Annotated in this window: 24 protein-coding genes; 8 read left to right on the top strand and 16 right to left on the bottom strand. The window is 45.3% G+C overall.

Going from position 1 to position 25652, the window contains the following annotated elements; translation table 11 throughout:
• The first annotated feature begins 5 nt into the window (after positions 1–5).
• Positions 6–725, top strand: coding sequence for a two-component system response regulator BtsR (gene btsR, locus TW81_RS08010; protein WP_045955190.1), 720 nt, complete (start codon positions 6–8; stop codon positions 723–725).
• Between the two features lie 47 nt (positions 726–772).
• Here btsR and nagZ read toward each other — a convergent pair whose 3' ends face one another.
• Positions 773–1759, bottom strand: a complete 987-nt coding sequence (nagZ, locus tag TW81_RS08005; protein WP_045955189.1) for a beta-N-acetylhexosaminidase — start codon at positions 1757–1759, stop codon at positions 773–775.
• A gap of 102 nt (positions 1760–1861) precedes the next feature.
• Here nagZ and TW81_RS08000 point away from each other — a divergent pair, with 102 nt between their 5' ends.
• Positions 1862–2974 carry an anhydro-N-acetylmuramic acid kinase gene (locus tag TW81_RS08000; protein WP_045955188.1) on the top strand — a complete coding sequence of 371 codons (1113 nt, stop codon included), beginning with the start codon at positions 1862–1864 and terminating at the stop codon, positions 2972–2974.
• 8 nt (positions 2975–2982) lie between these two features.
• The gene (murQ, locus tag TW81_RS07995; protein ID WP_045955187.1) at positions 2983–3909 is read left to right on the top strand and encodes an N-acetylmuramic acid 6-phosphate etherase; all 927 of its coding nucleotides are present in this window, start codon (positions 2983–2985) and stop codon (positions 3907–3909) included.
• A 60-nt stretch (positions 3910–3969) separates the two neighbouring features.
• Here the strand turns inward: murQ and TW81_RS07990 are convergent, their stop codons facing one another.
• Positions 3970–4311: a DUF2799 domain-containing protein gene (locus TW81_RS07990; protein ID WP_045955186.1), complete on the bottom strand. Its 342-nt coding sequence runs from the start codon at positions 4309–4311 to the stop codon at positions 3970–3972.
• A 246-nt stretch (positions 4312–4557) separates the two neighbouring features.
• Here TW81_RS07990 and TW81_RS07985 point away from each other — a divergent pair, with 246 nt between their 5' ends.
• Entirely contained in the window at positions 4558–6042 is a 1485-nt protein-coding gene (locus tag TW81_RS07985; RefSeq protein ID WP_045955185.1) for a carbon starvation CstA family protein, read from the top strand.
• A 105-nt stretch (positions 6043–6147) separates the two neighbouring features.
• Here the strand turns inward: TW81_RS07985 and ispH are convergent, their stop codons facing one another.
• From ispH to murJ, 6 genes are all read right to left on the bottom strand, one after another.
• Entirely contained in the window at positions 6148–7113 is a 966-nt protein-coding gene (gene ispH / locus TW81_RS07980) for a 4-hydroxy-3-methylbut-2-enyl diphosphate reductase (RefSeq protein WP_045955184.1), read from the bottom strand.
• A 26-nt stretch (positions 7114–7139) separates the two neighbouring features.
• Complete coding sequence (gene fkpB / locus TW81_RS07975) at positions 7140–7571, bottom strand: FKBP-type peptidyl-prolyl cis-trans isomerase (RefSeq protein ID WP_045955183.1); 432 nt, start codon at positions 7569–7571, stop codon at positions 7140–7142.
• 223 nt (positions 7572–7794) lie between these two features.
• A complete protein-coding gene (gene lspA, locus TW81_RS07970) occupies positions 7795–8298 on the bottom strand; it encodes a signal peptidase II (RefSeq protein ID WP_045955182.1) in 504 nt (167 codons plus the stop codon).
• A gap of 88 nt (positions 8299–8386) precedes the next feature.
• Positions 8387–11215 (bottom strand): isoleucine--tRNA ligase, encoded by a 2829-nt coding sequence (ileS, locus tag TW81_RS07965; RefSeq protein WP_045955181.1) that lies wholly within the window; start codon positions 11213–11215, stop codon positions 8387–8389.
• Between the two features lie 55 nt (positions 11216–11270).
• Positions 11271–12215 (bottom strand): bifunctional riboflavin kinase/FAD synthetase, encoded by a 945-nt coding sequence (gene ribF, locus TW81_RS07960; RefSeq protein WP_045955180.1) that lies wholly within the window; start codon positions 12213–12215, stop codon positions 11271–11273.
• A gap of 91 nt (positions 12216–12306) precedes the next feature.
• The gene (murJ, locus tag TW81_RS07955; protein WP_045955179.1) at positions 12307–13869 is read right to left on the bottom strand and encodes a murein biosynthesis integral membrane protein MurJ; all 1563 of its coding nucleotides are present in this window, start codon (positions 13867–13869) and stop codon (positions 12307–12309) included.
• A 247-nt stretch (positions 13870–14116) separates the two neighbouring features.
• On the opposite strand from murJ, the gene rpsT reads away from it, so the two are divergent.
• Positions 14117–14377 (top strand): 30S ribosomal protein S20, encoded by a 261-nt coding sequence (gene rpsT / locus TW81_RS07950; protein WP_021705632.1) that lies wholly within the window; start codon positions 14117–14119, stop codon positions 14375–14377.
• A gap of 101 nt (positions 14378–14478) precedes the next feature.
• Here rpsT and TW81_RS07945 read toward each other — a convergent pair whose 3' ends face one another.
• Positions 14479–14772: an ArsR/SmtB family transcription factor gene (locus TW81_RS07945; protein WP_045955178.1), complete on the bottom strand. Its 294-nt coding sequence runs from the start codon at positions 14770–14772 to the stop codon at positions 14479–14481.
• 174 nt (positions 14773–14946) lie between these two features.
• The gene (gene nhaR / locus TW81_RS07940) at positions 14947–15837 is read right to left on the bottom strand and encodes a transcriptional activator NhaR (RefSeq protein WP_045955177.1); all 891 of its coding nucleotides are present in this window, start codon (positions 15835–15837) and stop codon (positions 14947–14949) included.
• Between the two features lie 406 nt (positions 15838–16243).
• Between nhaR and TW81_RS07935 the strand changes: the two genes are divergently transcribed.
• Together TW81_RS07935 and TW81_RS07930 are read left to right on the top strand one after the other, a co-directional pair.
• The gene (locus TW81_RS07935; protein WP_045955176.1) at positions 16244–17389 is read left to right on the top strand and encodes a Na/Pi symporter; all 1146 of its coding nucleotides are present in this window, start codon (positions 16244–16246) and stop codon (positions 17387–17389) included.
• Between the two features lie 124 nt (positions 17390–17513).
• A complete protein-coding gene (locus tag TW81_RS07930) occupies positions 17514–18656 on the top strand; it encodes a flavohemoglobin expression-modulating QEGLA motif protein (RefSeq protein ID WP_045955175.1) in 1143 nt (380 codons plus the stop codon).
• Positions 18657–18693: 37 nt separating this feature from the next.
• Here TW81_RS07930 and TW81_RS07925 read toward each other — a convergent pair whose 3' ends face one another.
• From TW81_RS07925 to rppH, 5 genes are read right to left on the bottom strand one after another with little or no spacing between them, the layout of a single operon-like run.
• The gene (locus tag TW81_RS07925; RefSeq protein ID WP_045955174.1) at positions 18694–19545 is read right to left on the bottom strand and encodes a thymidylate synthase; all 852 of its coding nucleotides are present in this window, start codon (positions 19543–19545) and stop codon (positions 18694–18696) included.
• A 15-nt stretch (positions 19546–19560) separates the two neighbouring features.
• Positions 19561–20376, bottom strand: coding sequence for a prolipoprotein diacylglyceryl transferase (gene lgt / locus TW81_RS07920; RefSeq protein WP_045955173.1), 816 nt, complete (start codon positions 20374–20376; stop codon positions 19561–19563).
• A 57-nt stretch (positions 20377–20433) separates the two neighbouring features.
• A complete protein-coding gene (locus TW81_RS07915) occupies positions 20434–21198 on the bottom strand; it encodes a sulfite exporter TauE/SafE family protein (protein ID WP_156980928.1) in 765 nt (254 codons plus the stop codon).
• A gap of 35 nt (positions 21199–21233) precedes the next feature.
• Entirely contained in the window at positions 21234–23480 is a 2247-nt protein-coding gene (ptsP, locus tag TW81_RS07910) for a phosphoenolpyruvate--protein phosphotransferase (RefSeq protein WP_045955171.1), read from the bottom strand.
• Between the two features lie 2 nt (positions 23481–23482).
• Positions 23483–24001, bottom strand: a complete 519-nt coding sequence (gene rppH / locus TW81_RS07905) for an RNA pyrophosphohydrolase (RefSeq protein ID WP_045955170.1) — start codon at positions 23999–24001, stop codon at positions 23483–23485.
• Between the two features lie 617 nt (positions 24002–24618).
• Here rppH and mutH point away from each other — a divergent pair.
• The gene (gene mutH, locus TW81_RS07900; protein ID WP_045955169.1) at positions 24619–25284 is read left to right on the top strand and encodes a DNA mismatch repair endonuclease MutH; all 666 of its coding nucleotides are present in this window, start codon (positions 24619–24621) and stop codon (positions 25282–25284) included.
• On the opposite strand, the gene TW81_RS07895 is transcribed toward mutH, so the two are convergent.
• Positions 25281–25592 carry a DUF6482 family protein gene (locus TW81_RS07895; RefSeq protein WP_045955168.1) on the bottom strand — a complete coding sequence of 104 codons (312 nt, stop codon included), beginning with the start codon at positions 25590–25592 and terminating at the stop codon, positions 25281–25283. The two genes, mutH and TW81_RS07895, sit on opposite strands and share 4 nt — an antisense overlap.
• Between the last annotated feature and the right edge of the window lie 60 nt (positions 25593–25652).

Genomic DNA, 25652 nt, shown 5'->3' with positions numbered 1-25652 from the left:
TCCACATGCTGTCGGCATTAGTTATAGATGACGAACTTTTTGCTCGTGAAGAGCTGACTGAACTGCTTGAAGAAACGGGACATATTGAAGTATTAGGCCAAGCAAGCAATGCGATTGAAGGGTTAAAAAAGATCAATCAGCTTAAACCTGACGTCGTGTTCCTTGATATTCAGATGCCGCAAATTACCGGCATTGAGCTGCTCGCTATGCTTGACCCAGATACCATGCCGAAAGTGGTGTTTGTTACCGCTTATGATGAGTTTGCTGTACAAGCCTTTGAAGATAATGCCTTTGATTACCTGCTCAAACCTGTCGATACCTGCCGCCTAGAGAAAACGGTTAAGCGGTTACTCAAATCTCGACAGAACAATCGTCACCATTTCGCTGCGATTACGCCGCAAAGTTTAGATCAAGTTCCGTGTATTGGTTTGAATCGCATCGTGATTATCCCCACGCAAGATGTGGAGTTTGCCTACAGTGATATCAGTGGCGTCCATATCCAGACCCATGAACAAAAAGCAACCTCACAGCTAACCTTAAAAGTGTTAGAAGAAAAGACGCCTTTGGTTCGTTGTCATCGTCAATTCTTGGTCAATATCAAAGCGATCAAAGAGATCAAACTATTAGAAAACGGATTAGCAGAAATCATTACCGTGAGTGAGCATCCACTTCCGGTCAGTAGGCGTTATCTCAAAACACTCAAAGAGATGCTCGGCTTTCACTAAATTGATACCTATCGTCAAAAGGAGATTCTTGCTGACGATAGTATCTACTAGGCTCCAAGAATACGCTTCATTGCTTCAGACGCTTGTCGCCACTGCTCACTACATTGCAGTTCAGATAGGGTGAAACTCTGCTTCTTAAGCAAGTTAACCGCTTCAGGTGTCTCCATAATCGGCAAGTTATCCAACACCTCAACTTGACCATGGCGGTTATTACACAGCAACAGCATATCGCAACCAGCTACCAGCGCTTGATGTGAACGCTCGGCAGGGCCGCCCATGATAGATGCCCCTTCCATATTCAAATCGTCTGAAAAAACAATACCTTTAAAGTCGAGTTGTTGACGTAGAACTTGCTTTAACCAAAATTCAGAGCCACTGGCTGGCTGGTCATCATAGTGTGGGAACACCACGTGAGCAGGCATCATCGCATCTAAAATCCCGGACGCAATCTGCGCTTTAAACACGCTCATATCTTGCTCGAAGATATCGTCTCGGTGGTCATAAGGCGTTTCTAAGTGGGAATCAGCAATGACACCGCCATGACCGGGAAAGTGCTTACCTGTTGTCGCCATACCAACCGCTTTCATTCCTTTCATATAGGCTAAGCTATGACGGACGATAGTGTCGACATCATCACCAAACGCACGATTGCCAATCGCTTTACAGTCAAAGCCTTTATCAAGCACCGGAGCAAAGCTCAAATCGATGTCATGAGCAATAAGCTCGGCCGCCATTAACCAGCCACCTTGTTCGGCTAACTGTTCGCCCATCTCGAACTTCGCATATCGCTCGGCCGCTGGGATGAGAGAGAATCCCTCTCTGAAGCGTTGAACTCGCCCACCTTCCTGATCAACCCCGATCAGAATTGGGCGCTTAGCCGCTTTGCGAATTGATGTATTTAACGCAACTAGCTGCTCACTGTCATGATAGTTACGCGCAAACAAAATTACCCCGCCAACGGTTGGGTGCTCAAGAATCTCTCTGTCTTCGGCGGTCAGTTCACAACCAGCTACGTCTAACCATAACGGTCCCATTATTTCTCCATCCTAACGCCATTTTGCTATGATACCGAGGTTATTAGGATTATCTTCCATTTACAATGGATTACCTGTCACTGTTAAGTAAATTTGAGCATCATGACCCAAGAACTCTACATCGGCGTAATGTCCGGCACTAGCCTAGATGGCATTGATACTGCCCTAGTCAGCATTAAGGCCGATCAGGTTCAACTTGTTGCTAGTCATGACTACCCGATCCCCGCCTCACTTAAACAACGTTTGCTAGACATTTCTCTCGGTCAATCGACCAGCTTGGTTGAAATTGGTGAGCTTGACCATTTATTAGGAAAACTCTATGCACAAGCCGTAGCCGCGCTATTGGCTAAAAGTGGTTACTCTGCTGAGCAGATCACTGCGATTGGTAATCACGGTCAAACAGTCTTTCATCAACCCAATGGTGACACACCTTTTACCACTCAGCTAGGTGATGCCAATATTATTGCCGCATTAACTGGAATAGACACCATTGCTGACTTTCGGCGCAAAGATATCGCCCTTGGAGGTCAAGGCGCACCGCTTGTTCCAGCTTTTCATCAAGCCATTTTCAGCTCAACGGATTCAAGCGTCGTAGTACTAAATATTGGTGGTATCGCGAATATTTCGGTCTTAAGACCCGAGCAAACAGTGATTGGCTATGATACTGGCCCAGGTAATATGCTGATGGATGCTTGGTGCGTAAAACACACCGCTCAACCCTACGATAAAGACGCCGAGTTCGCCAAGCGAGGAAATCTCAGCCAAGGCCTACTGACCAAGTTATTGAATGAGCCTTACCTAACTCTGCGCGCTCCGAAAAGTACAGGTCGAGAATTGTTTAACTTGCCTTGGCTAGAAACGATTTTAAGCGAGTTTACATTGAGAGCTGAAGATGTTCAGCGCACGCTGTGTGAATATAGCGCGCAGACGATCGCTAACGAAGTTAAGCAGTTCTCCCTAGGCACATCCCCAGAGCTATTGGTGTGTGGCGGCGGGGTTCACAACCCGCTTCTTATCCAGCGTCTCGCTCAGTTGCTGCCTGATTGGCAAGTGATGCCAACGGACGCCAAAGGAGTCGATAGCAACAATATGGAAGCGATGGCCTTTGCTTGGCTCGCCTATCGCCGTATGCACAATTTGCCAAGCAATCTGCCTGAAGTCACCGGAGCCAGTAAAGCGGTTTCTCTCGGTGTGATGTACTTTGCTGATAAATAAGGACAACTATGACTAACGATGCGCTTATCGCGGCACTTTCACATCTCGTTTCAGAAGGTCGTAACCCTGAAACCATGGATATCGACTTGCTCTCTTCTCTTGAAATTGTTCAGCGAATCAATCAGCAAGACCAGCTCGTTCCTGTTGCGGTCGAAAAGGTGCTGCCTGAGATTGCGCAAGCGGTCGATAAAATCACGGCTGCATTTAAGCTCGGTGGCCGACTGATATATATGGGGGCTGGCACCAGCGGCCGTTTAGGGGTTTTAGATGCCTCTGAGTGTCCACCGACGTTTGGTGTCTCGGATAAGATGGTTATAGGACTGATTGCTGGCGGACCAGAAGCAATATTAAAAGCCAAAGAGGGCGCTGAAGATTCGCCTCTGCTAGGGGTTGAAGATCTTAAGTCGATTGGCTTTAACAGCAAAGATGTCGTGGTAGGTATTGCGGCAAGCGGCAGAACTCCCTATGTCATCGGTGCGTTGCACTACGCCAATGAGATTGGTGCTACCTCGGTCGCGCTCTCTTGTAATCCAGACTCGACGATAGCCGACATCGCCCAAATAGCAATTAGCCCTGTAGTCGGTCCTGAAGCATTGACCGGTTCAACCCGGCTGAAATCCGGAACCGCGCAAAAGTTAGTGCTCAACATGCTGACCACAGCGAGTATGATTCGTCTTGGTAAGAGCTATCAAAACCTGATGGTTGATGTAAAAGCGACCAACAAAAAATTAGTCGCTCGCGCCGCCAGAATCGTTATGCAAGCGACAGACTGTGATGAGAGCCTAGCAACACAAACCTTAGAAGCCACCGATTATGACGTAAAACTGGCGATTCTCATCCTACTGACAGGCATGGAGTTGGGCCAAGCGAAGAAACAACTCGAAAAGCAAGATGGTTTCCTGCGCAAAGCCGTCGAACATCATCAAGATAAGTAGACATTGGCGCGAAAGTTAATATCAAAAAGGGAGAAATCACGCTTCTCCCTTTTGCTGAAATTAGTTTTGGTATTCGTTCCAGCCACGCTGCCATTCCATACGGAATTTTTGCGCGGTTTCTGTACCTTCACAAACCCCTTCATAGTACTGGCCAGATAAGCCTATCTGATACGCAAAATCGGGGTTGCAGTACTCGTCAACCCCCTCTAAATACCCCTGTTCATAGTCTGCATGTTTTACATCACCTAAACTTGCTAACTCTTTATATGAACGCTGAGTATGCCCTGTAATACCATCTTGGTAACCTATCTGACGCCAATTCCCTTTCTGAGCCAATTTTTCAGGGCTGCTGCTACAAGCGGCCAATAGCAATACCAACGCTGCGATGATTATCTTTGTCATTATATTTCCTTGTGTATGCAGACGAGTCGAGATTAGTCTTTGAATTTTCGAAAAAAGCTAACCCTGTTATTAATCAAACCACTAAATCTCGATTATTGCCACTCAGCAAGGGTAAAAACCACTTATTTTCTCAGCCAACCACTCATTTCACTATACGACCACTCACTCTAGAAGCAGATGATATTGGTCTAGCATCACCATAATATGCACAGTGAGCTTAATCAATTTCACTAAGGAACAGTTGTTATGTTGTGGTTTTTAACCTGTGTGGCAGCCCTCATCGGCGGATACTTTATTTACGGGGCTTTTGTCGAAAAAGTCTTTGGCATTAACGAAAAACGTCAAACTCCAGCGCATACCAAAGCGGATGGTGTGGATTACGTTCCAATGTCGACCAAGAAAGTTTACCTGGTTCAGCTACTGAATATCGCAGGTGTCGGCCCGATCTTCGGCCCAATCATGGGTGCCTTGTACGGTCCAGCGGCAATGCTGTGGATTGTCATCGGCTGTATTTTTGCAGGTGCCGTCCACGACTACTTCTCTGGCATGCTCTCGGTTCGCAATGGCGGCGCATCTGTTCCTACCATCACGGGTCGTTACCTAGGTAATGGCGCGAAGCATTTTATGAATGTCTTTGCCATTGTGTTATTGCTTCTGGTCGGTGTAGTTTTCGTTTCGGCTCCTGCTGGCATGATTACAAACCTAATCAATGACCAAACTAGCCTAAGCGTCAGTATGACGACCATGGTTATCGCTATCTTCGCTTACTACATCATCGCAACGATTGTTCCTGTTGATAAAATTATCGGCCGCTTCTACCCACTGTTTGGTGCGCTACTCATCTTTATGTCTGTCGGGCTAATGACCGCGATTGCTTTCTCAAGCGAACATACTGTAATGGGCGATTTCCAAGTATCTGACATGCTGTCGAATCTCAACCCGAATGACATGCCACTATGGCCTGCTCTATTCATTACCATTGCCTGTGGCGCAATCTCTGGCTTCCACGCAACTCAGTCTCCGCTGATGGCACGTTGTATGGAAAATGAAAAGAATGGCCGCTTTGTATTCTACGGAGCAATGATTGGTGAAGGGGTTATCGCACTAATCTGGTGTGCTATCGCACTATCTTTCTTCGGCTCTCTAGACGCACTATCAGAAGCAGTGAAGAATGGTGGCCCTGGTAACGTGGTATACAGCGCTTCATTTGGCCTACTTGGTGTATTCGGTGGCATCATCGCTTTCCTAGGTGTGGTTATTCTACCTATCACATCAGGTGACACTGCATTCCGTTCAAGCCGTTTGATCCTTGCTGAATACTTCAACATGGAACAAAAAACTCTGCGCAACCGACTACTGATGGCACTACCACTATTCGTTATTGGTGGCATTCTAACTCAAGTAGACTTCGGTATTATCTGGCGCTACTTCGGCTTCGCTAACCAAACAACTGCAGTAATGATGTTGTGGACGGCTTCAGCTTACCTACTGCGCCACAATAAGCTGCACTGGATCACGACAGTTCCAGCCATGTTTATGACTACAGTCTGTGCGACCTTCATCCTAAACAATAGCTCACTTGGCTTTGGCTTACCTATGACCGTTTCGACTGTTGCAGGCATCCTGTTCTCACTATCGGTCACCGTGTATGTCATCAAACGCTCGAAAGGCAAAGGTGAGACCGAGCTAGCTGACGAAGAACAACCACAAGCAGTGACAAAAGCCGCGTAACTCACTACTACTCAACATTAGGCTCCTACGGGAGCCTTTTTTATTGTTCGCCATAAAGCAAAAAGCCAGCGATTCAACGCTGGCTTTGATTCATTGTCTTGAGAATTAGTCCACTTGCTTGATTTGCAGCTCTTTAGGCACTTCGAAAAACATGTTTTCTTCGCGGCCTTGAATCTCTTCGACTGATTCGGTTCCGACCAGTTGTTTGATACGCTCAAGAATCTGGTTAACTAGCTCTTCGGGTGCAGAAGCGCCGGCAGTGACACCGACCTTAACATTGCCTTCAAACCACTCTGGCTTGATGTCTTCTGGACAATCGGTGAGATAGCCTGGTGTGCCTAATTTCTCGGCCAGCTCTTTTAAACGCGTTGAGTTGGATGAGTTCTTAGAGCCAACCACGATAACCACATCAACATCAGCCGCCATATCACGTACGGCGTCTTGACGATTTTGCGTCGCGTAACAAATATCATCTTTGCGTGGCCCTTGAATATCAGGGAATACTCGACGTAGCTCATCGATCACATCAGCCGTTTCATCGACAGACAAAGTGGTTTGACTTACATAATGTAGATGACTTGGATCTTTAACCTTCTCTTTGAGCTTGATGACATCTGCCGGCGTCTCAACTAGGTACATACCACCTTGCTCACTGGCATATTGCCCCATAGTTCCTTCAACTTCAGGGTGCCCTGCGTGACCAATTAAGACCACTTCCATATGCTTGCGACTAGCGCGAGCCACTTCCATATGCACTTTTGTCACAAGGGGACAGGTGGCATCAAAGACGGTCAACGCACGCTCTTTCGCTTCTTTACGTACCGCTTGCGACACACCATGAGCCGAAAAAATCACAATGTTGTCATCAGGCACTTCATGCAGCTCTTCAACAAAGATAGCGCCACGCTGTTTTAGCCCTTCAACCACAAAGCGGTTATGTACCACCTCATGGCGCACATAGATCGGCGGTTGATAGAGCTCAAGAGCTCGCTCGACGATACTAATCGCGCGATCAACACCGGCACAAAAGCCACGAGGGTTAGCTAACTTAATTTTCATTTCATTGCTCATGATGATTCTGTTTTCGCTTCGACTGGCTATTCTACTGACAAAATTTCAACTTCAAAAGTCACATCTTGCCCTGCTAAAGGGTGATTAAAATCGACAGTGACCGAGTCGCCAGCAATTTCTTTAATAATACCCGGAATTTCCATTCCATCTGGACCAGAAAAGGCCATGATAGTACCCACTTCAACTTCAGCTTCACCAACAAACTTAGTGCGATCCATATAGTGAATATTGTCTGGGTTTGGCATACCAAAGGCATCTTGCGCTTTCAGTTCTATCGCCTTTTTTTCACCAGCGTTTAAACCGAGTAAACACTGTTCAAAGTTGTCACTTAAGCTGCCGTCACCAATGACCAACTTGGCAGGTTTGCCCATATTGTGGGTACTGTCAGCCACTGAGCCATCTTTCATTTTAATAGTAAAGTGCAGTGTTACTGCTGAATCTTGGGCAATTATGGTCACGTTACTGCTTCCTTAAAGTCATTCTAGTTTTGTAGGTGTATATCCTAAATAGTTGGAGTTGCAGCTAGGCGACAAGATAATTCAACCCTATGAGCATAGTGCGCTATGTGATTAGGGGGAATTATCGCAGTCAACAACGCTGCAGCTTCAAATATGACGGATATACTAAAAAGCGCCATCGTAATCAACCAACAGCGCTTAAGGTTATTCGCTCGATCAAAGATTAAGCTTTGCTTTTTTCTTTGCTACTAAAGCCATCGAGAATAATCATCGCAGCGCCAACACAGATAGTACTGTCCGCTAAGTTGAACGCTGGCCAATGGTAATTGCCCCAAAAGAAATCAAGGTAATCGACGACAAAGCCATGTACTACTCGGTCAAACACGTTCCCAACGGCACCACCGATAATCATCGCGTAAGCAATGTTGTTCCACTTATCCGACGAAGGTAACTTGCTCATCCAATAAGTCAGCATCGCCGTGACAGCAAAGGCAATCCCGGTAAACAACCAACGCTGCCAGCCTGCTTGATCACTTAAAAAGCTAAATGCCGCGCCATAGTTATGGACATATAGCAGATTGAAAAACGGTAATATCTCAATACGATTTGGCCAGCCATAACCCATATTGTCCATCACCACCAGCTTGATAGCGATATCAGCGATAAAGATAACAATCGCTAACCAAAGCCAACGCACACCCGATTGCTTTAATGGAATGTTTGACATCCTATCCCCTAAAGAATTAAGCCCTAAAAATAACCCCAGTAGATACTGGGGCTAGATTATTTGAATAAAGTTCAGTTATAAAACCGCATTAAGCGAATTTACGCACTTCGCCTTCACCATCCACGTTAGACACGCAACGACCACAGATTTTCTCGTGACCTTCGATGGTGCCTACGTCCGGAGTGTGGTGCCAACAACGGTCACACTTCTCGTTTTCTGTTGCTTTCACTTCAACAAACAAACCTTCAACATCTGTTGCTTGAGCGGCATCAGACTTTTCGCTAAGAGGCTTAACAGCCGCAGCTGAAGTCAGTAGTGCAAAGCGTAGCTCGTCTTCAAGCTTGCTTAGTTTCGCTGCTAGCGCATCATCAGCGTAAAGCGTCACTTCTGCTTGTAGTGAACCACCAATGATCTTCTCTTTACGCGCGTCTTCAAGCAGCTTGTTGACACTACCACGAACTGATTGAACTTCCGCCCAGAACTCATTGTTTAGCTCTTCACCTTCAGCTAAGCCAAATAGACCGTCGAACCATTCGCCAGTAAAGACGAACTTATCACGTTGACCTGGCATTTCGTTCCAGATTTCGTCTGCCGTGAACGACATGATTGGCGCCATCCAGCGAACTAACGCTTCGACGATGTAGTAAAGTGCCGTTTGACAGCTACGTTGAGCGTGACCACCACGTTTTGCTGTGTATTGACGGTCTTTGATTACGTCTAGGTAGAAAGAGCCCATCTCGATCGAGCAGAACTGCATTAGACGTTGGGTAACAGCGTGAGTGTTGTACTCACCGTACGCCTTAACAATTTCTTGTTGAGCAGCTAGTGCGCGGCCAACAGCCCAACGATCCAGTGCTACCATCTCTTCTGCTGGCACAAGGTCTGTCTCTGGGTTGAAACCGTTCAGGTTCGCTAGGAAGAAACGTGCCGTGTTACGAATACGACGGTATGCGTCTGCACTGCGTTTTAGAATTTCATCAGAAACTGCAACTTCACCGGTGTAGTCCGTTGAAGCAACCCATAAACGCAGAATGTCGGCACCGAGCTTGTTAGTCACATCTTTTGGCGCAACAACGTTACCGATAGATTTCGACATCTTACGGCCTTGTCCGTCAACAACGAAACCGTGAGTAAGCACTTGTTTGTATGGCGCTTCACCTTTCATCGCGATAGATGAAATTAGCGAAGATTGGAACCAACCACGGTGTTGGTCAGAACCTTCTAAATATAGGTCTGCAGATGCGCCGTTGTACTCTTCACGAGCGTCAACTACTGAGTAGTGAGTCACACCTGAATCGAACCATACGTCTAGCGTATCTAACACTTTTTCGTACTTATCCGCTTCTTCACCTAGTAGGTCAGAGATTTCTAGATCCCACCAAGCTTGAATGCCTTTTTCTTCAACCAGTTGAGCGACTTTCTCAACTAACTCAATTGAATTAGGGTGAAGCTCTGCCGTTTCTTTGTGAACGAATAGCGCAATTGGCACGCCCCAAGTACGTTGACGAGAGATACACCACTCAGGGCGGCCTTCGATCATACCTTCGATACGGCTTTGACCCCACTCAGGCATCCACTCAACACCTTTGATTGACTCTAGCGCTTTTGCACGCAGGCCAGCTTGGTCCATAGAAACAAACCATTGTGGTGTTGCACGGAAGATGATTGGCGTTTTGTGTCTCCAACAATGTGGGTAACTGTGCTCGTAAGCGTGATGATGAAGAAGCGCGCCTTTCTCTTTTAGCGTTTCAACCACGGAATCATTGGCTTTAAATACGTGCTGACCAGCAAATAGCTCAGTATCTGGAAGGTATACACCATTTGAGCCAACTGGGTTTGCCACTTCAAGACCGTACTTGTTACCTACCGCAAAGTCTTCTTGACCGTGACCAGGAGCCGTGTGAACCACACCGGTACCTGAATCAGTGGTGACGTGGTCGCCTAGGATCGCAGGAACAGTGAAATCATAGAATGGGTGATTAAACTGAAGCAGTTCAAGATCACTACCCTTAGCAAAGCCTAGATTATGGAAATGCTCGATACCAGCGCGATCCATTACGTCTTTCGCTAACTCAGAAGCAACGATAATACGCTCTTTGGTCTCACCTTCGACTTGGATAAGTACATACTCGAGATCATCACGCAGACACACTGCACGGTTGGCAGGTAATGTCCAAGGCGTGGTTGTCCAGATAACGATTGAGATATCACCTTCGCCTTCATGACCTTCATTCAAGGAGAACTTAGCAAGAAGCGCGGCTGCATCTGCGGCTTTGAAACGCACATCGATAGAAGGTGATACTTTGTCTTTGTACTCAACTTCTGCTTCAGCTAGCGCTGAACCACAGTCTGTACACCAGTGAACAGGTTTAAAACCTTTTAATAGATGGCCGTTGTCGGCAATCTTACCCAGTGCGCGGATAATATTTGCTTCAGTGGCAAAATCCATTGTGCGGTAAGGCTTATCCCACTCACCCATGATACCTAGGCGTTTGAAGCTCTCTTTTTGGCCTTCAACCTGACCAGCCGCATACTTACGGCACTCTTCACGGAACTCAGCCGCAGAGATTTTTTGGCCTGGTTTGCCTTTTTTCTTTTCTACCATTAGTTCGATTGGTAGGCCGTGACAGTCCCAACCAGGAATGTACGGTGCATCAAAACCAGAAAGTGTTTTGGATTTAATAATAATGTCTTTAAGAATCTTGTTTAGTGCGTGGCCAATATGAATGTCACCATTCGCGTATGGAGGGCCATCGTGTAGAACGAAAGATTTTTTGCCTTTCTTCGCTTCACGGATTGCACCGTAAAGGTCTTCTTTGTACCAACGCTTAAGCATTTCTGGCTCACGATTTGCCAGATTGCCACGCATCGGAAACCCTGTTTCAGGAAGGTTCAGGGTATCTTTATACTCACTCATCGATTCTTAATTCCGTTGTGTTGGGTGACAGTTAGACATTATGCCAAGCAGCGAACTAAACCGCTTGGACTTTATACTGACGCAGCCACACCCTTGCTGCTTCAGCATCCAATTCTATTTGTTGTTTCAAAGCTTCGAAAGACTCAAATTTGTGTTCATCTCGAATCTTATCTAAAAGTACAATTTCTAGCTGTTTACCATATAAATTGGCTTTAAAGTCGAATAAATGTACTTCTAGCTGTTGGCGTACGCCGTTTACCGTTGGTCGATTACCGATATTGGCAACGCCTCCAACGGGCTCATCGCCCAAACCTAAAGCTTGAACGGTATACACACCAGAGACTGGCGATACGCAACGTTTTAATGGGATATTTGCGGTTGGAAAACCAATCGTTCTACCCAATTTTCGCCCATGAGATACTCGACCGCTGATGCTGTAATCACGCCCGAGCATTTCAGCGGCAAGTGCAAGATTATCTTGCGCCAGTGCTTCTCGGATAGCGGTGCTGCTCACTCGCAGCTGTTGCAAGCAAAAACTTTGCGTGCTGACCACAGTAAAACCGTATTTTTGCCCTGCTTGTTGCAGCATCGCAAAATTGCCTGTACGTCCACGACCAAAGCAGAAATCATCGCCTACGACGAGAAACTTAACACCCAAACGCTTTACCAACAAGTCACTAATAAACTCGTCAGCACTTTGATTGGCAAACTGATGATTAAAGTTCACACACAGCAACCTTTCGATATTGAGCTTACTCAGTTGAACAAACTTATCTCTCAGGCGCGTTAAACGTGCGGGCGCTTTATCTTTAGCAAATAGCTCCAATGGCTGAGGGTCAAATGTCATTACCGTTGAGGGTAAGCCTAATAGCTCAGCTTGCTCAGACACTTGGCGTAACACTTCTTGATGTCCGAGATGAACACCGTCGAAGTTTCCGATCGTCAACACACATCCTTTATGATGTGATTTGATGTTGTGAATACCTCGAATCAATTCCATTGAAGACTACTAAAAACTCATTTATTGGCTATAAATTCTTTAAATAAGAATTAACGTTGCGTGAAACTGACGGATTATATACTAATCGTGCTTACTCTGTCGCTGCTTTTAGGTCTTTTAAACGCACCCCAAGAATCAGCAAGGTAACGAGATAAACACTAGCGCCTAACCCAATCAGAGCAGTGAGCCAAAAAACTCGCTCAATGAATGACCAAGCCAACCACACATTCATCTCTTCAAGTTGCCACAAAATCGCGCCAACCATGAGGCTGCCTGCGATGGCCAGCTTAGCGACAAACCATAAAGTTGTTGAAGTTAAATGATAAACCCCCGCGCGATGCAACCCTCTATATAGCAGAGACATGTTGACGAAAGCCGATAAGGCAGTTGCGATGGCTAATCCAACATAACCATAAAACCAAGCAAAAATCGCGTTGAACACCATATTGGTGACCATCGCAATGATTCCATACTTCACTGGCGTCTTGGTGTCTTGGCGTGAGTAGTAGCCCGGCGCTAAGACTTTAATCAGCATAAAGTTAAGCAAACCGGAGGCATAAGCTATCAAGGACATAGAGGCGTAATCAACATCCTGCGCCGTGAATTCACCGCGCATAAAGAGCACCATCAGCATAGGTTTGGCTAACACCATTAAACCCAGCATCGCAGGAACACCAAGTAACGTGACCATACGAATTCCCCAGTCCATGGTCTGAGCAAAACCATCACTGTGTGCATCAACATGTTTACGTGACAGTGCCGGTAGGATTACCGTCGCGATAGCAATACCAAACAAGCCTAATGGAAACTCCAATAAGCGGTCCGAATAGTAGAGCCAACTGATGGAGCCCGTTTGCAAAAAACTGGCAATAAAGGTGTCAAACAACAGGTTAATTTGACTAACCGAAACACCAAATAGCGCAGGTATCATTAGAGTACGGATTTTGACTACGCCTGGGTCGCGCCAACCCCATTTAGGTTTAACCATGACGCCCGCTTTGATTAAAAACGGAATCTGGAACAAAAACTGCACCAAGCCACCAAGGAAAACGCCAATCGCCAAACCAATCTCTGGTTGCGATAACTGAGGAGCAATAAACCAAGCCGAAAGAATGATCATTACGTTGAGAAAAACAGGCGTAAAAGAAGAGACGGCAAATTTACCTAAGGTGTTGAGAATCGCCCCTGACAATGCCACAAAAGTGATAAACCATAGGTAAGGAAAAGTGATTTTGAGCATCAAACTCGCAAGCTCAAACTTTTCGGCTGCTGGCCCACCATTCAACCAATCAAGAAACCAACCAAAACCAAACAGCGCGGTGACACCCCCTGAGCCCAGAACGCCAAGTACGGTGACGATAGAGACAATAACACCGAGTGTACCCGCGGCTCGAGCAATCAACTGACGCGTTTTATCCATGTCTCCTGCAGCATGGGACTCGGTCAAAACTGGCACAAAAGCTTGTGAAAATGCTCCTTCAGCAAATAGGCGTCTTAAAAAGTTGGGAATTTTATTGGCGAAGAAAAAGACATCGGCACTGGCTCCTGCCCCCATGATATTCGCCACCACGACGTCTCGAACTAAGCCTAACACTCGAGAGATCAAGGTCATGGCACTGACTATCATGCCTGATTTGAGTAGGCGTTTACTCACATTTACCTCGGGAATCAAAAATTTTGCTCTACTTTACACTAGGAATGTCATTTGCAGCGCAGATTAGTATTAGCATTGAAAAAAAAATACTGTTAGAATCCCCGCCATCTTAACCGTGAAGACCTTTCAATCCAAAATTTGTTTGGCTCGATGGGTTTTTGCACAAATCATTTGACATTAAGGCGCAAATGAGGGATATTCCCTGCCCTTAAATTGTCACCGAACTAAGTTTTTGGGAGTTAGACCCTTGGCAAATAGTAAATCTGCTAAGAAGCGCGCTATCCAAGCTGAGAAACGTCGTCAGCACAATGCTAGCCGTCGTTCTATGATGCGCACTTACATGAAGAAAACTGTTGCTGCTATCGAAGCAGGCGACAAAGCTGCTGCAACTGAAGCATTTGCTGCAGTTACACCAATCCTAGACCGCATGGCGACTAAAGGCCTTATTCATAAGAATAAAGCTGCACGTCATAAGTCTCGCTTCTCTGCTGCAATCAAAGCTCTTTAATAGAACTCTGATTCTTCAGTGAAAGAAAAAACCGGCATCTGCCGGTTTTTTTATATCTGCTTTTCGAGGCAGAATCACTTACCTCGATAATCGAGCCCTAATTAAGCACAATAAAAGTCATGTAACAGTTGGATCATCGCTTTGACTTCTTCGCTGCTCAAAGTGTAATACACCGTCTGCGCTTCTTTGCGCGTATTGACCAGCCCATCTCTTCTTAACCAAGCCAAGTGTTGAGACAACGCCGACTGACTTAATTCTAACTTAGTACACAACTCCCCAACGGAGAGTTCCTGATTGTGTAAAATGCACAAGATCTGAAGGCGGCGCTCATTGGCCATCGCCTTTAGTAGTACGACAGCCTGAGAAGAATTTTTTTCCATCTCTTGTAAGTTCATTGGCCACTACCTCTTCCTACAACAATACTTCTACAAACATCAGCCTTACATCATAAGTAAGTAACGCCGTTGACCTGTCATTGAGTTCACTGTCTATTGAGTTATTTTCAGTGAATGATTGCAAATATTAATCGAATTGTAACAACTAATCTATTTGTTCAAATAGATCAACGTCTAATTAAATAAGGTTGTGAAGTTCGCATCACACACATTCTTCACCGCAGGGTGTTGGATCATTCGCTCAGCAAAGATCACATAGTATTCTTCCTTCAACTCATCAATATGACCAATCAGTTGCAGTGGCAGATCACTTTCCACTTCCGTCATATAAATAGAAGGCGCTAGAAAAATCACATCATGATGATAACGAGCAAAAGCTTTCATTAATGCCACATCATCAAATTCACCCAAAATATTCGGCTGTAATCCTTGTCGATCAAACCACTCAAGAACCTTACGCCCCATCGCAGTGCGACTCCCTGGGATTAACAACTTGCGCTGCTCTAATATCGCCGGGAAGCTAGTTTCATTCACGTTGCTTGAACAAAAGAAACTCATATTAGATTCACCGAGTTTCTTGCTGTAAAGACCGGGGCTTTGGCTCGAATCTACCGGGCAGTCTGATAAGATCATATCGAGTTTATGCTGAGCTAGCTGCTCCAATAGCATTTCGTGAGTAGATTCGAAACAGCGTAAATGAATGCTGTTATCTTCTGGCACTGTGGTTAGAAGTATTTTACTGACGAGTCTTTTTGAAAGCGCATCGGCGACACCAACGTCAAACAAGATATTAGAACGCTGGCTATAGTTGACGATATCAAGCATTTCATAACTAAGACCGAACATTCTATCGGCATATTTAAATACCAATTGCCCCAGCTCTGTTGGCTCGACACTGCGTCCATTACGCTTAGTAAGTTTACCATCCATGCGCTCTTCAAGTGCTTTAATCTGACCCGTAACAGTCTGCGGAGTGAGAAATAAAGCATCCGCAGCTTTAGTGACAGAGCCTTGTTTGCACACCATCCAAAAGTAATAAAGATGGTTATAGTTTAAGTGGGACATAGAGAAGTACTCGTGTTTTGCATCTGTAGGTTATAGCAAATGCAGCGCGTGACAACAATAACTCGATAAAACTTACAAAATAGTTAGTAGCCATCGTTTTTTCCGAAACAATACTTTTCAATATGACAGTAACTAGGTGTTTCTTTACGGTTAGAGAGAATTTTTTTGCGATTTTTCCGATATAAATCACGTCGATTAAAACAGAACAAAAAAAACAAATAAGCATTTAAAATCAAATAATTAATCAAACTGTAAATTTACAACGACAGCGTTAATACACTTCAAACGACAAAAAAAAAACCGTTACACATAACTGTAATATTAATGAAATATTTCATCTCTAACATCGCCCTCAGTTTCAACAACAGACCAAAACGAAGTATAAACGGTCCACGGAGAAAAAATTATGAACCAAGCTACTACTACAGCAGCGCCAATTTCGAGCACGACTCGCTGGTTGCGCTGGGCTAACTTGGCATTCATGTTGTACTTGCTACTTTTAGCAGTATCTATGGTAGGCAGTGGTTTCAAATGGGCAACAGGCGATCAAGCCAAAGTCTTATTTGAGTTTGCCTCTCACCCTGTTGCTGGTTTGATGATAGGTTTAGTGGCAACAGCGCTTATCCAATCTTCAAGCACAGTGACTTCTATTATCGTGGGCCTTGTGGCCGGTGGACTGCCGGTAGAAACCGCTATCCCTATGGTAATGGGTGCGAATATTGGTACGACAGTAACCAACACTCTCGTGTCACTCGGCCATGTACGTTGTAAAGAAGAATTCAAACGTGCTTTTGCTAGTGCAACGATTCACGACTTCTTTAATCTACTTGCTGTCGCTATCTTCCTACCGCTAGAAATGATGTTCGGTCTTCTAGACAAAATTTCTCATTGGTTAGTATCCCCTTTCTTAGCGACTGGCGATATGAGCATTAAAGGCCTGAACTTTATTAAACCAATCACGAAACCAGTTGTTAGCGCGGTTAAAGAACCTCTTGCAACATTTGGTGACCAAGTCGGCGGCATCTTACTGATCGTGTTAGGTATCGCAACGATCTTCGTCGCCATCACTGTGATGGGTAAACTGATGAAGAGCCTAATGGTGGGTCGTGCACGTGAAATTCTAAAGAACGCGATTGGTCGTGGCCCTATCCATGGCATTATGTCTGGCTCTATCGTTACTGTACTTGTTCAATCGTCATCAACAACAACAAGCCTAATGGTTCCACTGGTTGGTTCTGGTGTGTTGAAAGTCCGTGATGTTTACCCATTTACCCTAGGTGCTAACATAGGTACTTGTATTACAGCACTTCTTGCCGCAACTGCAGTCTCTGGTGAGTTTGCCGTCTTTGCTTTGCAAATTGCCCTTGTACACCTAGTGTTCAACATTTTGGCGACACTGCTCATTTACGGCGTACCTTTCCTGCGTGAGATTCCAGTTAAAGGCGCAGACTATATCTCTGATATGGCAGTAAAGAACAAAACGGTTGTGGCAGCTTACCTACTCACGGTATTTATGATTTTGCCGGGCGCGGTTCTCGCACTGACAGCTTAATCATATCACTGGCACTCGTCATTCAAGGCTTCACTTAGGTGGAGCCTTTTTTAAATATAAAATTTGATAGTCAGATTTCACAGCCGATGCTAATTTAAGCTATGTTCATTTGGAATTGACTGCCATGACGCTAAACATCGAACCTACCTCTCAACGTCTTGCCTCACTTGATGACAACTTGACTCAATTGGTCAAAGACATTGATATTCTCAACAGCGTGAACCCGCTTAATTACATTCAAGAGCGCGATACTTTTTTCGCCAATAAGTATTCACAAGAACCTAAATTTGAATACGCAAAAACGTCATTCGATACCCACCAAGCAAAACGTCAACTCTATCAGCTGCCACTAGAAATAATCGAGGACAGTGATCTACAAAAGCTGTATTCCGATGTCATTCAGTCATACTCAGATAAGCTCGATCAATTAAGCACAATTGGTACCCAGGAGTTTATGTACAACTCTTTGCGCTATTATGGTGAACCCAGCGTCAAAGATATTGCCAATGCTCACTTTATCTTGCACCTACCCACAGAAGACGAGTCTCACCCAGAGCATGATAGCCAAGCCATCGCGAGCTATATGCAACGCTTCTCTGCGCAGCATGGTTACACCAGTGACATTCAAGTGGTTGATGGTATGTTAGCGAATGCTTTGGTATCGGGTTCTCGGGTCAAAATCAGCCAAGCGGCATGCATCAGTACCGACGAGCTTCATGCCCTGGCACACCATGAGTTGGGCGTTCATCTGCTCACCACTCTCAATGGCAATCAACAGCCTCTCAACCTACTCAGCCTAGGTTGCCCTGCCAATACGAATACCCAAGAAGGTTTGGCAATATTATGTGAGTATCTTTCCGGCCACTTTAGCATTAAGCGTCTGCGTACTTTGGCTTTGCGCGTACTGGCTGTAGAGTCGATGATTAAAGAGCGCGATTTTCGTCATACCTTTATGCTACTCAAAGAGCAGTACAAAGCATCGGATACTCTCGCATTTACTATCACATCGCGCGTGTATCGTGGTGGTGGTTTTACTAAAGATTATCTCTACTTACGTGGATTTAGAGAAGTCCTCAATGCCTATGATCAACTCGGCGATGACTTTCTTCTACTCCTGTGTGGGAAAACTGAATTGAAATATCTTGATGTGATTCGCTCGCTAGTCAAAAAAGGGATATTTCAAGCACCGCGCTTTATCAGCCCTGCATTGTCGAACCCAATGCAAACCAACCCCATTCATCGCTATATTGTCAGTGCGCTTAAGTAGTGACAGCAATAAAAAAGGCTCCTAAAGAGCCTTGTTATCAAACGGAGAATGGATATTGAATGGGTTCATGAAACTCATAACCCTCAACCCAAAAATCATCTAAAGTAACCCAAGTTTCTAAATCTTCTAACGATTTAATTTCAGGGTTAATATGAAACGTAGGTGCTTTGAGTGGCTCACGTTTAAGTTGCACATCACGCATTAACTCAAGCTGATCTTCATAGATGTGTGCATTGACGATTTTGTGATAGGCCTGACCTGCCTTTTTACCAGTAATCTGCGCTATGATCGCGAGAAAAACATACACCTGCACCATATTGAAGTTGAGCCCTAGGGGAACATCGCAAGAACGCTGAGTACTGTTGAGATATAAGGTATCTCCCAATAGCGAAAAATGATGGCTGTACATGCAAGGACGTAAACATCCCATGTGGAATTCACCAGGATTGTAGAAGTTTAAAATCTCACCACGGTCATCGACACCACGCGTTAAATCATCAACTATCTTACGTAGTTGATCGATATGACCACCATCAGGTTTTGCCCATGCGCGTCCCTGTACACCATAGACACGGCCCATGTCGTCCTCACCTTTACGATAAGGGTTGTTCAGCCAAGCGTCATTTTGGTTGGCATTGGCATCCCAAGTCTTGGTACCGAGTTTGCGGAAATCTTCGGCGTTATCGTAGCCACGAATATAACCAAGTAACTCAGCGACCGCCGCTTTCCAAAAACTTTTACGCGTTGTCACCAAAGGAAATTGATTATTTGCCACATCGTAAGTGAGATCGGCATTGATCACAGTTAAGCAACGCTTACCTGTTCGCTCATTGGCAATCCATTCACCTTGGTCAACGATACGCTGACAGAGATCCAAATACTGTTTCACACCAGTTCCTTACTTCTATTGTTGTGGTAGTTCGTCTTTATAAAGACCGCGCTTATAGGCCCAAACCATCATAAGAATACCGATAAGCACCATAGGCAATGATAGGATTTGTCCCATCGAGATAAAGCCACCAAATAAACCTAAGTGTGCATCTGGCTCGCGTACATATTCTACGAGGAAACGGAATGTACCATACCCGGCCAAAAATAGCCCTGACACAGCCCCCAGAGGACGCGGCTTTTTGATAAACCAGTTCAAAATAAAGAATAGAACAATCCCTTCGAGTAACATCTCATACAACTGAGAAGGGTGGCGAGGCAAAGGGCCACCGTTAGGGAAGACAAATGCCCAAGGAACATCGGTGACACGTCCCCAAAGTTCACTATTCATAAAGTTGCCGAGCCGTCCCATTCCTAGGCCAAACGGTACTAACGGCGCAATAAAGTCGGCGACACCGAAAAAGGTTCGTCCGTTCTTTTTTGCGTACCAGAACATCGCTGTAATGACACCCAGTAAACCACCATGGAAGGACATACCGCCAGTCCAGACTTTAAATAGATACAAAGGATCTTGAATAAACAGGTCAAAGTTGTAGAAAATCACATAACCCACTCGCCCACCGATCACCACGCCGAGAAAGCCTGCGAAAAGAAGATCTGACACCTGTTCACGCGTCCAGCCACTGCCTGCTTTATCAGCACGTCGATTAGCCAGCCACATCGCGAAAGCAAATCCGACAAGATACATTAATCCATACCAGCGAATAGACAGTGGTCCGATGGAAATAAGAACTGGATCAATATTTGGAAACGTTAAATATCCTTGAGACATACGAGGATTACTCTTTTGAAATTGTGAGAATGATGAATTTGTATAGATGAGAGTGCACTATAGCAACATAGTTCCAGCGACAAACATTAAAAAAACCGCAAAAATTTTTTTCAGTGTCGGCGTGGGAAGCGAAGTTGCCAGCTTAGCGCCAAAGCGGGTGGTTAACATAGATGTCGATGCAATCGCAAACAAAGCGGGTAAGTAAACATAGCCAATACTATATGCAGGCAACGCCTCAACCTGATAGCCATGCAACACAAACCCAGCCATCCCGGAAAGCGCTATCATACTGCCACACACCGATGAAGAGCCCACGGCTTTACGCATTTCGATGCCATGACGATTGAGAAAAGGGACAGACAACGATCCACCTCCAATACCAGCTAAGCTTGATACGATCCCGATTCCTGTACCATAAGCCATAGTCGCAGCACTGCCTGGCATCGGTTTTTGCGCTTTACCGCGAATAGAAAATAGCATCTGAATTGCCAGCACAAGGACAATGATACCAAAGACTTTCGGTAAATATTGAGCAGGAATCCACTCGGCCACATTAGCACCTAAGAAGCCTCCCACGACGACGCCTGGCATCAGCCATTTGACGACAAACATGTCGACATTACCCAGTTTGAAATGATTCAGCGCAGATGATCCCGACGTAACAATAATGCTCGCCAGAGAAGTCGCGAGTGCAATTTGCATGCTGATAGTCGCATCGATACCAGTCATAGGCAGTAGAAACAGCAGCGCCGGAACGACAATCAAACCACCACCAATACCCAATAACCCAGCCATCACACCAACGAAAGCACCGAGCAGCATGCAGCTGAGAAGTAATTCTATTAACACATTCAACCTTATTTATTACCGGCTCGAATGAAGCCGGCGAAGCCTTTGTCTTCGAAAAATGACTGCATCATAGTATAAATGTCACGCCCATAAGGTTGCATCAAAGCTTTGTCAGCAAGTGCTGTTAATTCGGCGGTTTCAGTGTGACGAAGTAAGTACTTCACTTTGGCCACGTTTGAAGTGTTCATACTTAAACTACGGTAACCAAGCCCAACCATTAACAATGCACCAATCGGATCCCCCGCCAATTCACCACAAATACACACGGGCAGATTTAATTGTTCGCACGTACGATAAATATGATTGAGAGCCATAATGACGGCAGGATGCATTGATTCATAAACATCTGCAACACGTGCGTTGTTGCGATCAACAGCAAGCATGTACTGAGTTAAGTCGTTAGTACCAATCGAAACAAAATCCACTTTGCTTGCTATCAGGGGAAGAAGATAGATCATCGATGGCACTTCGATCATGACTCCAACCTCTGGCATCACGATTTGCTCATCGACAGAGGAGACTTCCGTATACGCGCGTTTAATCAGCTCAATCGCATCATCTAACTCTTGTGCCCCAGAAACCATAGGCAGCAATATGCTCAGATTCTTGTGTGTCGAGCTTGCGCGCATCATGGCACGAATTTGCATTAGAAAAATATCGGGATGATCTAACGTAAAACGAATGCCTCGCCAGCCTAGAAAGGGGTTGTCCTCTTCGATTGGCAAATACGGCAACGCTTTGTCCCCGCCAACGTCCAATGTGCGCATGACCACTCGTTTATTTGGGTAGCTACCCAGTACCGCTTGATACTGCTGCGTTTGCTCTTCTTCCGAGGGGAATCTGTGTTGCAACAAAAAAGAAATTTCTGTTCGATATAGTCCTACGCCATCAACCCCTTGGTTAACCGCAATATTGGTATCAGCACTAAGACCGGCGTTAAGCATCACCTCAATACGTTGACCATCTTTGGTGAAAGCTGGCTCTTCGATGCGTTGGTTGACCATATTGGCCAGTTCACGCTCTTCATTAGCCAGCTCACGGTATTCGCGTAGTAACTGACGGCTGGGCTCAACCAGAATCTTACCACTGTACCCATCGACAATCCCCTGCTTACCATTGAGCGCTTTGAGATTGAGTGTTACCCCCATCACCGCAGGAATACCTAGCGCTCTGGATAAAATCGCGGCATGTGAGTTGGCAGCGCCTTCGAGAGAAACGACCGCTAGGAGCTGTTCCTTTGGCACAGAGGCGAGTAAGGTCGCCGTTAACTCGCGTACAACTAGGATAACTGGCTTGTCAAAACTTGGTTTTTCTTGATCGGTATTGTGCAAAAAGAACAGTAATCGCTGGCCTAATTCACGTATATCTTGCGCTCTTTCACGCAGGTAAACATCCGACATACGAGCAAAGCGATTTGAATAGGACTCCACCACTTGGCGTAACGCCCAATCCGCACGATCACCTTTCTGGATCTGAGCTTTGAGATCCTTGCGCAGCATGGGGTCGTTAAGCAAGTGCGTGAACAGATCAAAAATCGCCAATGCGTCTTTGTTGATCTCACTATCCAGCTTCTTCCGCATGCGGCGAAAGTCATTCAAGGCTTCTTCGATAGATAAAAGCAGCCACTCCTGCTCTCGATCGATATCCAAGGTCGACGCAGGATAAACATTACTCAAATCGGGCTGGGTGTCGTCCCACCAAAACTCACCAATTGCAACACCAGACGAAGCTGGGACACCTCGAATCGCTTGCTGTTTTTTCTCTAATCGCCAATGACCTTGAGTTTGTGCATGGGCAATAATAACAGCCAGCTGCGCGGCCAATGTGACCAGAAATGACTCTTCCATTTCATCAAACTGGCGTGGTGTTTTCTGTTGGACAACAAGTACACCAAGTACTTGCTTGCGATAAATGATCGGGGTACCGAGAAAGCTCTGGTAAACTTCTTCACCTAGCTCAGAGAAATACTTGAAGTTTGGGTGTTTTGACGCTTCAGCCAAGTTAAGAGGCTCAGCACTGCGTTTAACGAGACCAACCAAGCCTTCGCTAAAACGGATATGTATTTTGTCGCCTTTAAAACGCAGCCCTTGGGTCGCCATTAACTCAAGGCGCTGCATTTCTTCATTCGCAAGATAGACAGTGCAACACTCAGTACTCATCGCACTGCATGTTTGTTTTACTAAGATATCTAAGGCTTGATGAACTTCTTCGACCTTAGATACTTGTTCAACTATTTCCCTTAGCTGAGAAAGCATGTCTATCCTCTTCGGTTTTTACGCTTGCCTTTCACTTTACGCTGTTTAAATGGCATCGCCATTGATGCAAACTCTTTCATTGCCCGACGATAAACGTCGCGCTTAAAAGAAACCACTTGTCTGACTGGATACCAATAGCTTACCCAACGCCAACCATCGAACTCAGGGGAATTGCCGCGCAACATATCAATTCGTGATTCATCACAATCGAGTCGCAGCAGAAACCATTTCTGTTTCTGACCGATACAAACAGGTTTGGAATCCCAACGAACAAGACGCTTAGGTAATTTGTACCTTAACCAATGACGACTTGTCGCGACGATCTTTACATCTTTTTTTGTAAGACCAACCTCTTCATATAACTCCCTATACATTGCCTGTTCAGGGGTTTCACCTTCATCAATTCCGCCTTGAGGGAATTGCCAAGAGTGTTGTCCGTATCGTTTAGCCCAGAAGACCTGACCATGGCTGTTACAGATTACAATTCCCACATTTAAGCGGTAACCATCGCCATCTATCACTGGCCAACCTCTAATAAATTCTTAATTACAGTGATTTTTCCACATATCCCCAGCAGGAGCAAACTTACTAGTGTGACTAAAGCGAAAAATATTACTTTCCTTACTCTTTATGTATAACTTTCATCCAAAACTAAGGTTACACACATAACAGTGAGACATAGGCCACATTTATTCACCTTTTCTGTGTATAACTATGTGAAAAATCAATGTGAAAGTGATCAATCGTCGTACAAATTCCAATTGAGAGTTAATCAGAGAATTACCAACAAAAAATAAAATACATAAAATACATCAACTTAATTTTAATTTATTTTTTTGACATTGCTTAAAACACCGCGCAATACACGACATCAACAGATCGGTCAAAGATCAACCATGCGCTAGCTTATCCACATCAGATCGCAATACATGCTAGACTAAGCGAAAATTTCAAGCATTTTGTCTCGATAAAACCCCTGTTTATTCATACATATCAGAAAAATTTAGTGATTCATCACCCAAAAACTGTGGATAACCATTATATTGATGATCTTTTACTCACAATGATCAATCTCTCGACAGTCGTATTTTTTCTCTAGTTCGCTACAATATGTACTTTCCACTCTGCCGTACATGTCATGAAACCAGAACCTACTTCCGAGCAAGAACTTCTAGAACGAGCGAAAAATATTGCAGGTGTCAACTTGGCCAATCTCGCCCAAGAAGCAGGGATAGCGGTTCCCCCAGATCTACGCCGCGATAAAGGTTGGGTAGGTCAGCTATTAGAATGGCATTTAGGGGCGATCGCGGGGAGTAAACCAACACAAGACTTTGAAAAGCTTGGGATTGAGCTTAAAACTATCCCTATCAGTTATTCAGGTAAGCCGCTTGAAACGACGTTCGTTTGTGTCGCTCCTCTGACGGGCGTACATGGTCTGACATGGGAAACCAGCCACGTGCGGAATAAGCTCTCACGAGTATTATGGATTCCTGTCGAGGGAGAGCGAGAGATCCCCCTTGGCGAACGCTGTGTCGGTTCCCCCTTGATCTGGTCGCCAACTGCAAGCGAGGAACTTCAGCTCAAAGAAGATTGGGAAGAATTGATGGAATTCATTGTCCTTGGTCGAATTGAGCAGATTACAGCACGCCACGGCCAAGTGTTGCAACTGCGCCCCAAAGCAGCAAATGGTCGCGTGCTGACAGAGGCTTACGGGGCGAGTGGTAAACCGATAAAGACACTGCCGAGAGGCTTTTATTTACGAACGCAATTTACTGAAAGTATCCTTGCCCGCCACTTTGTTTAGTGAGTGACGAGTGGCAACTCTGCATCATGGTAAAGCGGCCCATCACCGGCGCCACATTCATCATAAACGTTGTGAACTCTTAAGTAAGCGCGTTCAACACCCAACCTTTGCAACTCTTCTTTCACTTGTTCAAGCGAATCAAATTGCACCGGCTCGTCATTCACTCGGATCGGCTCTAACTTGTGCTTATACTCAACGGCTAATAGATACTGGGATAAGTCCGAACAGCTGATCACAAATACTCTTGGTGGCTGATAGCTCTCCTTATGAGGACTATGAATCCATTTATCTAGCTGACTCTTTTGCATACTTCACCTCCATTAGACAATAGTAGCCAACTTGGGAAATTTTGCGAATTTGTTACCAGC

The sequence above is a fragment of the Vibrio galatheae genome (assembly GCF_000967545.1).
Lineage (GTDB): Bacteria > Pseudomonadota > Gammaproteobacteria > Enterobacterales > Vibrionaceae > Vibrio > Vibrio galatheae.
Note: the sequence above shows the minus strand (reverse complement) of the source record. Positions and strands in the feature narration are given on the sequence as shown.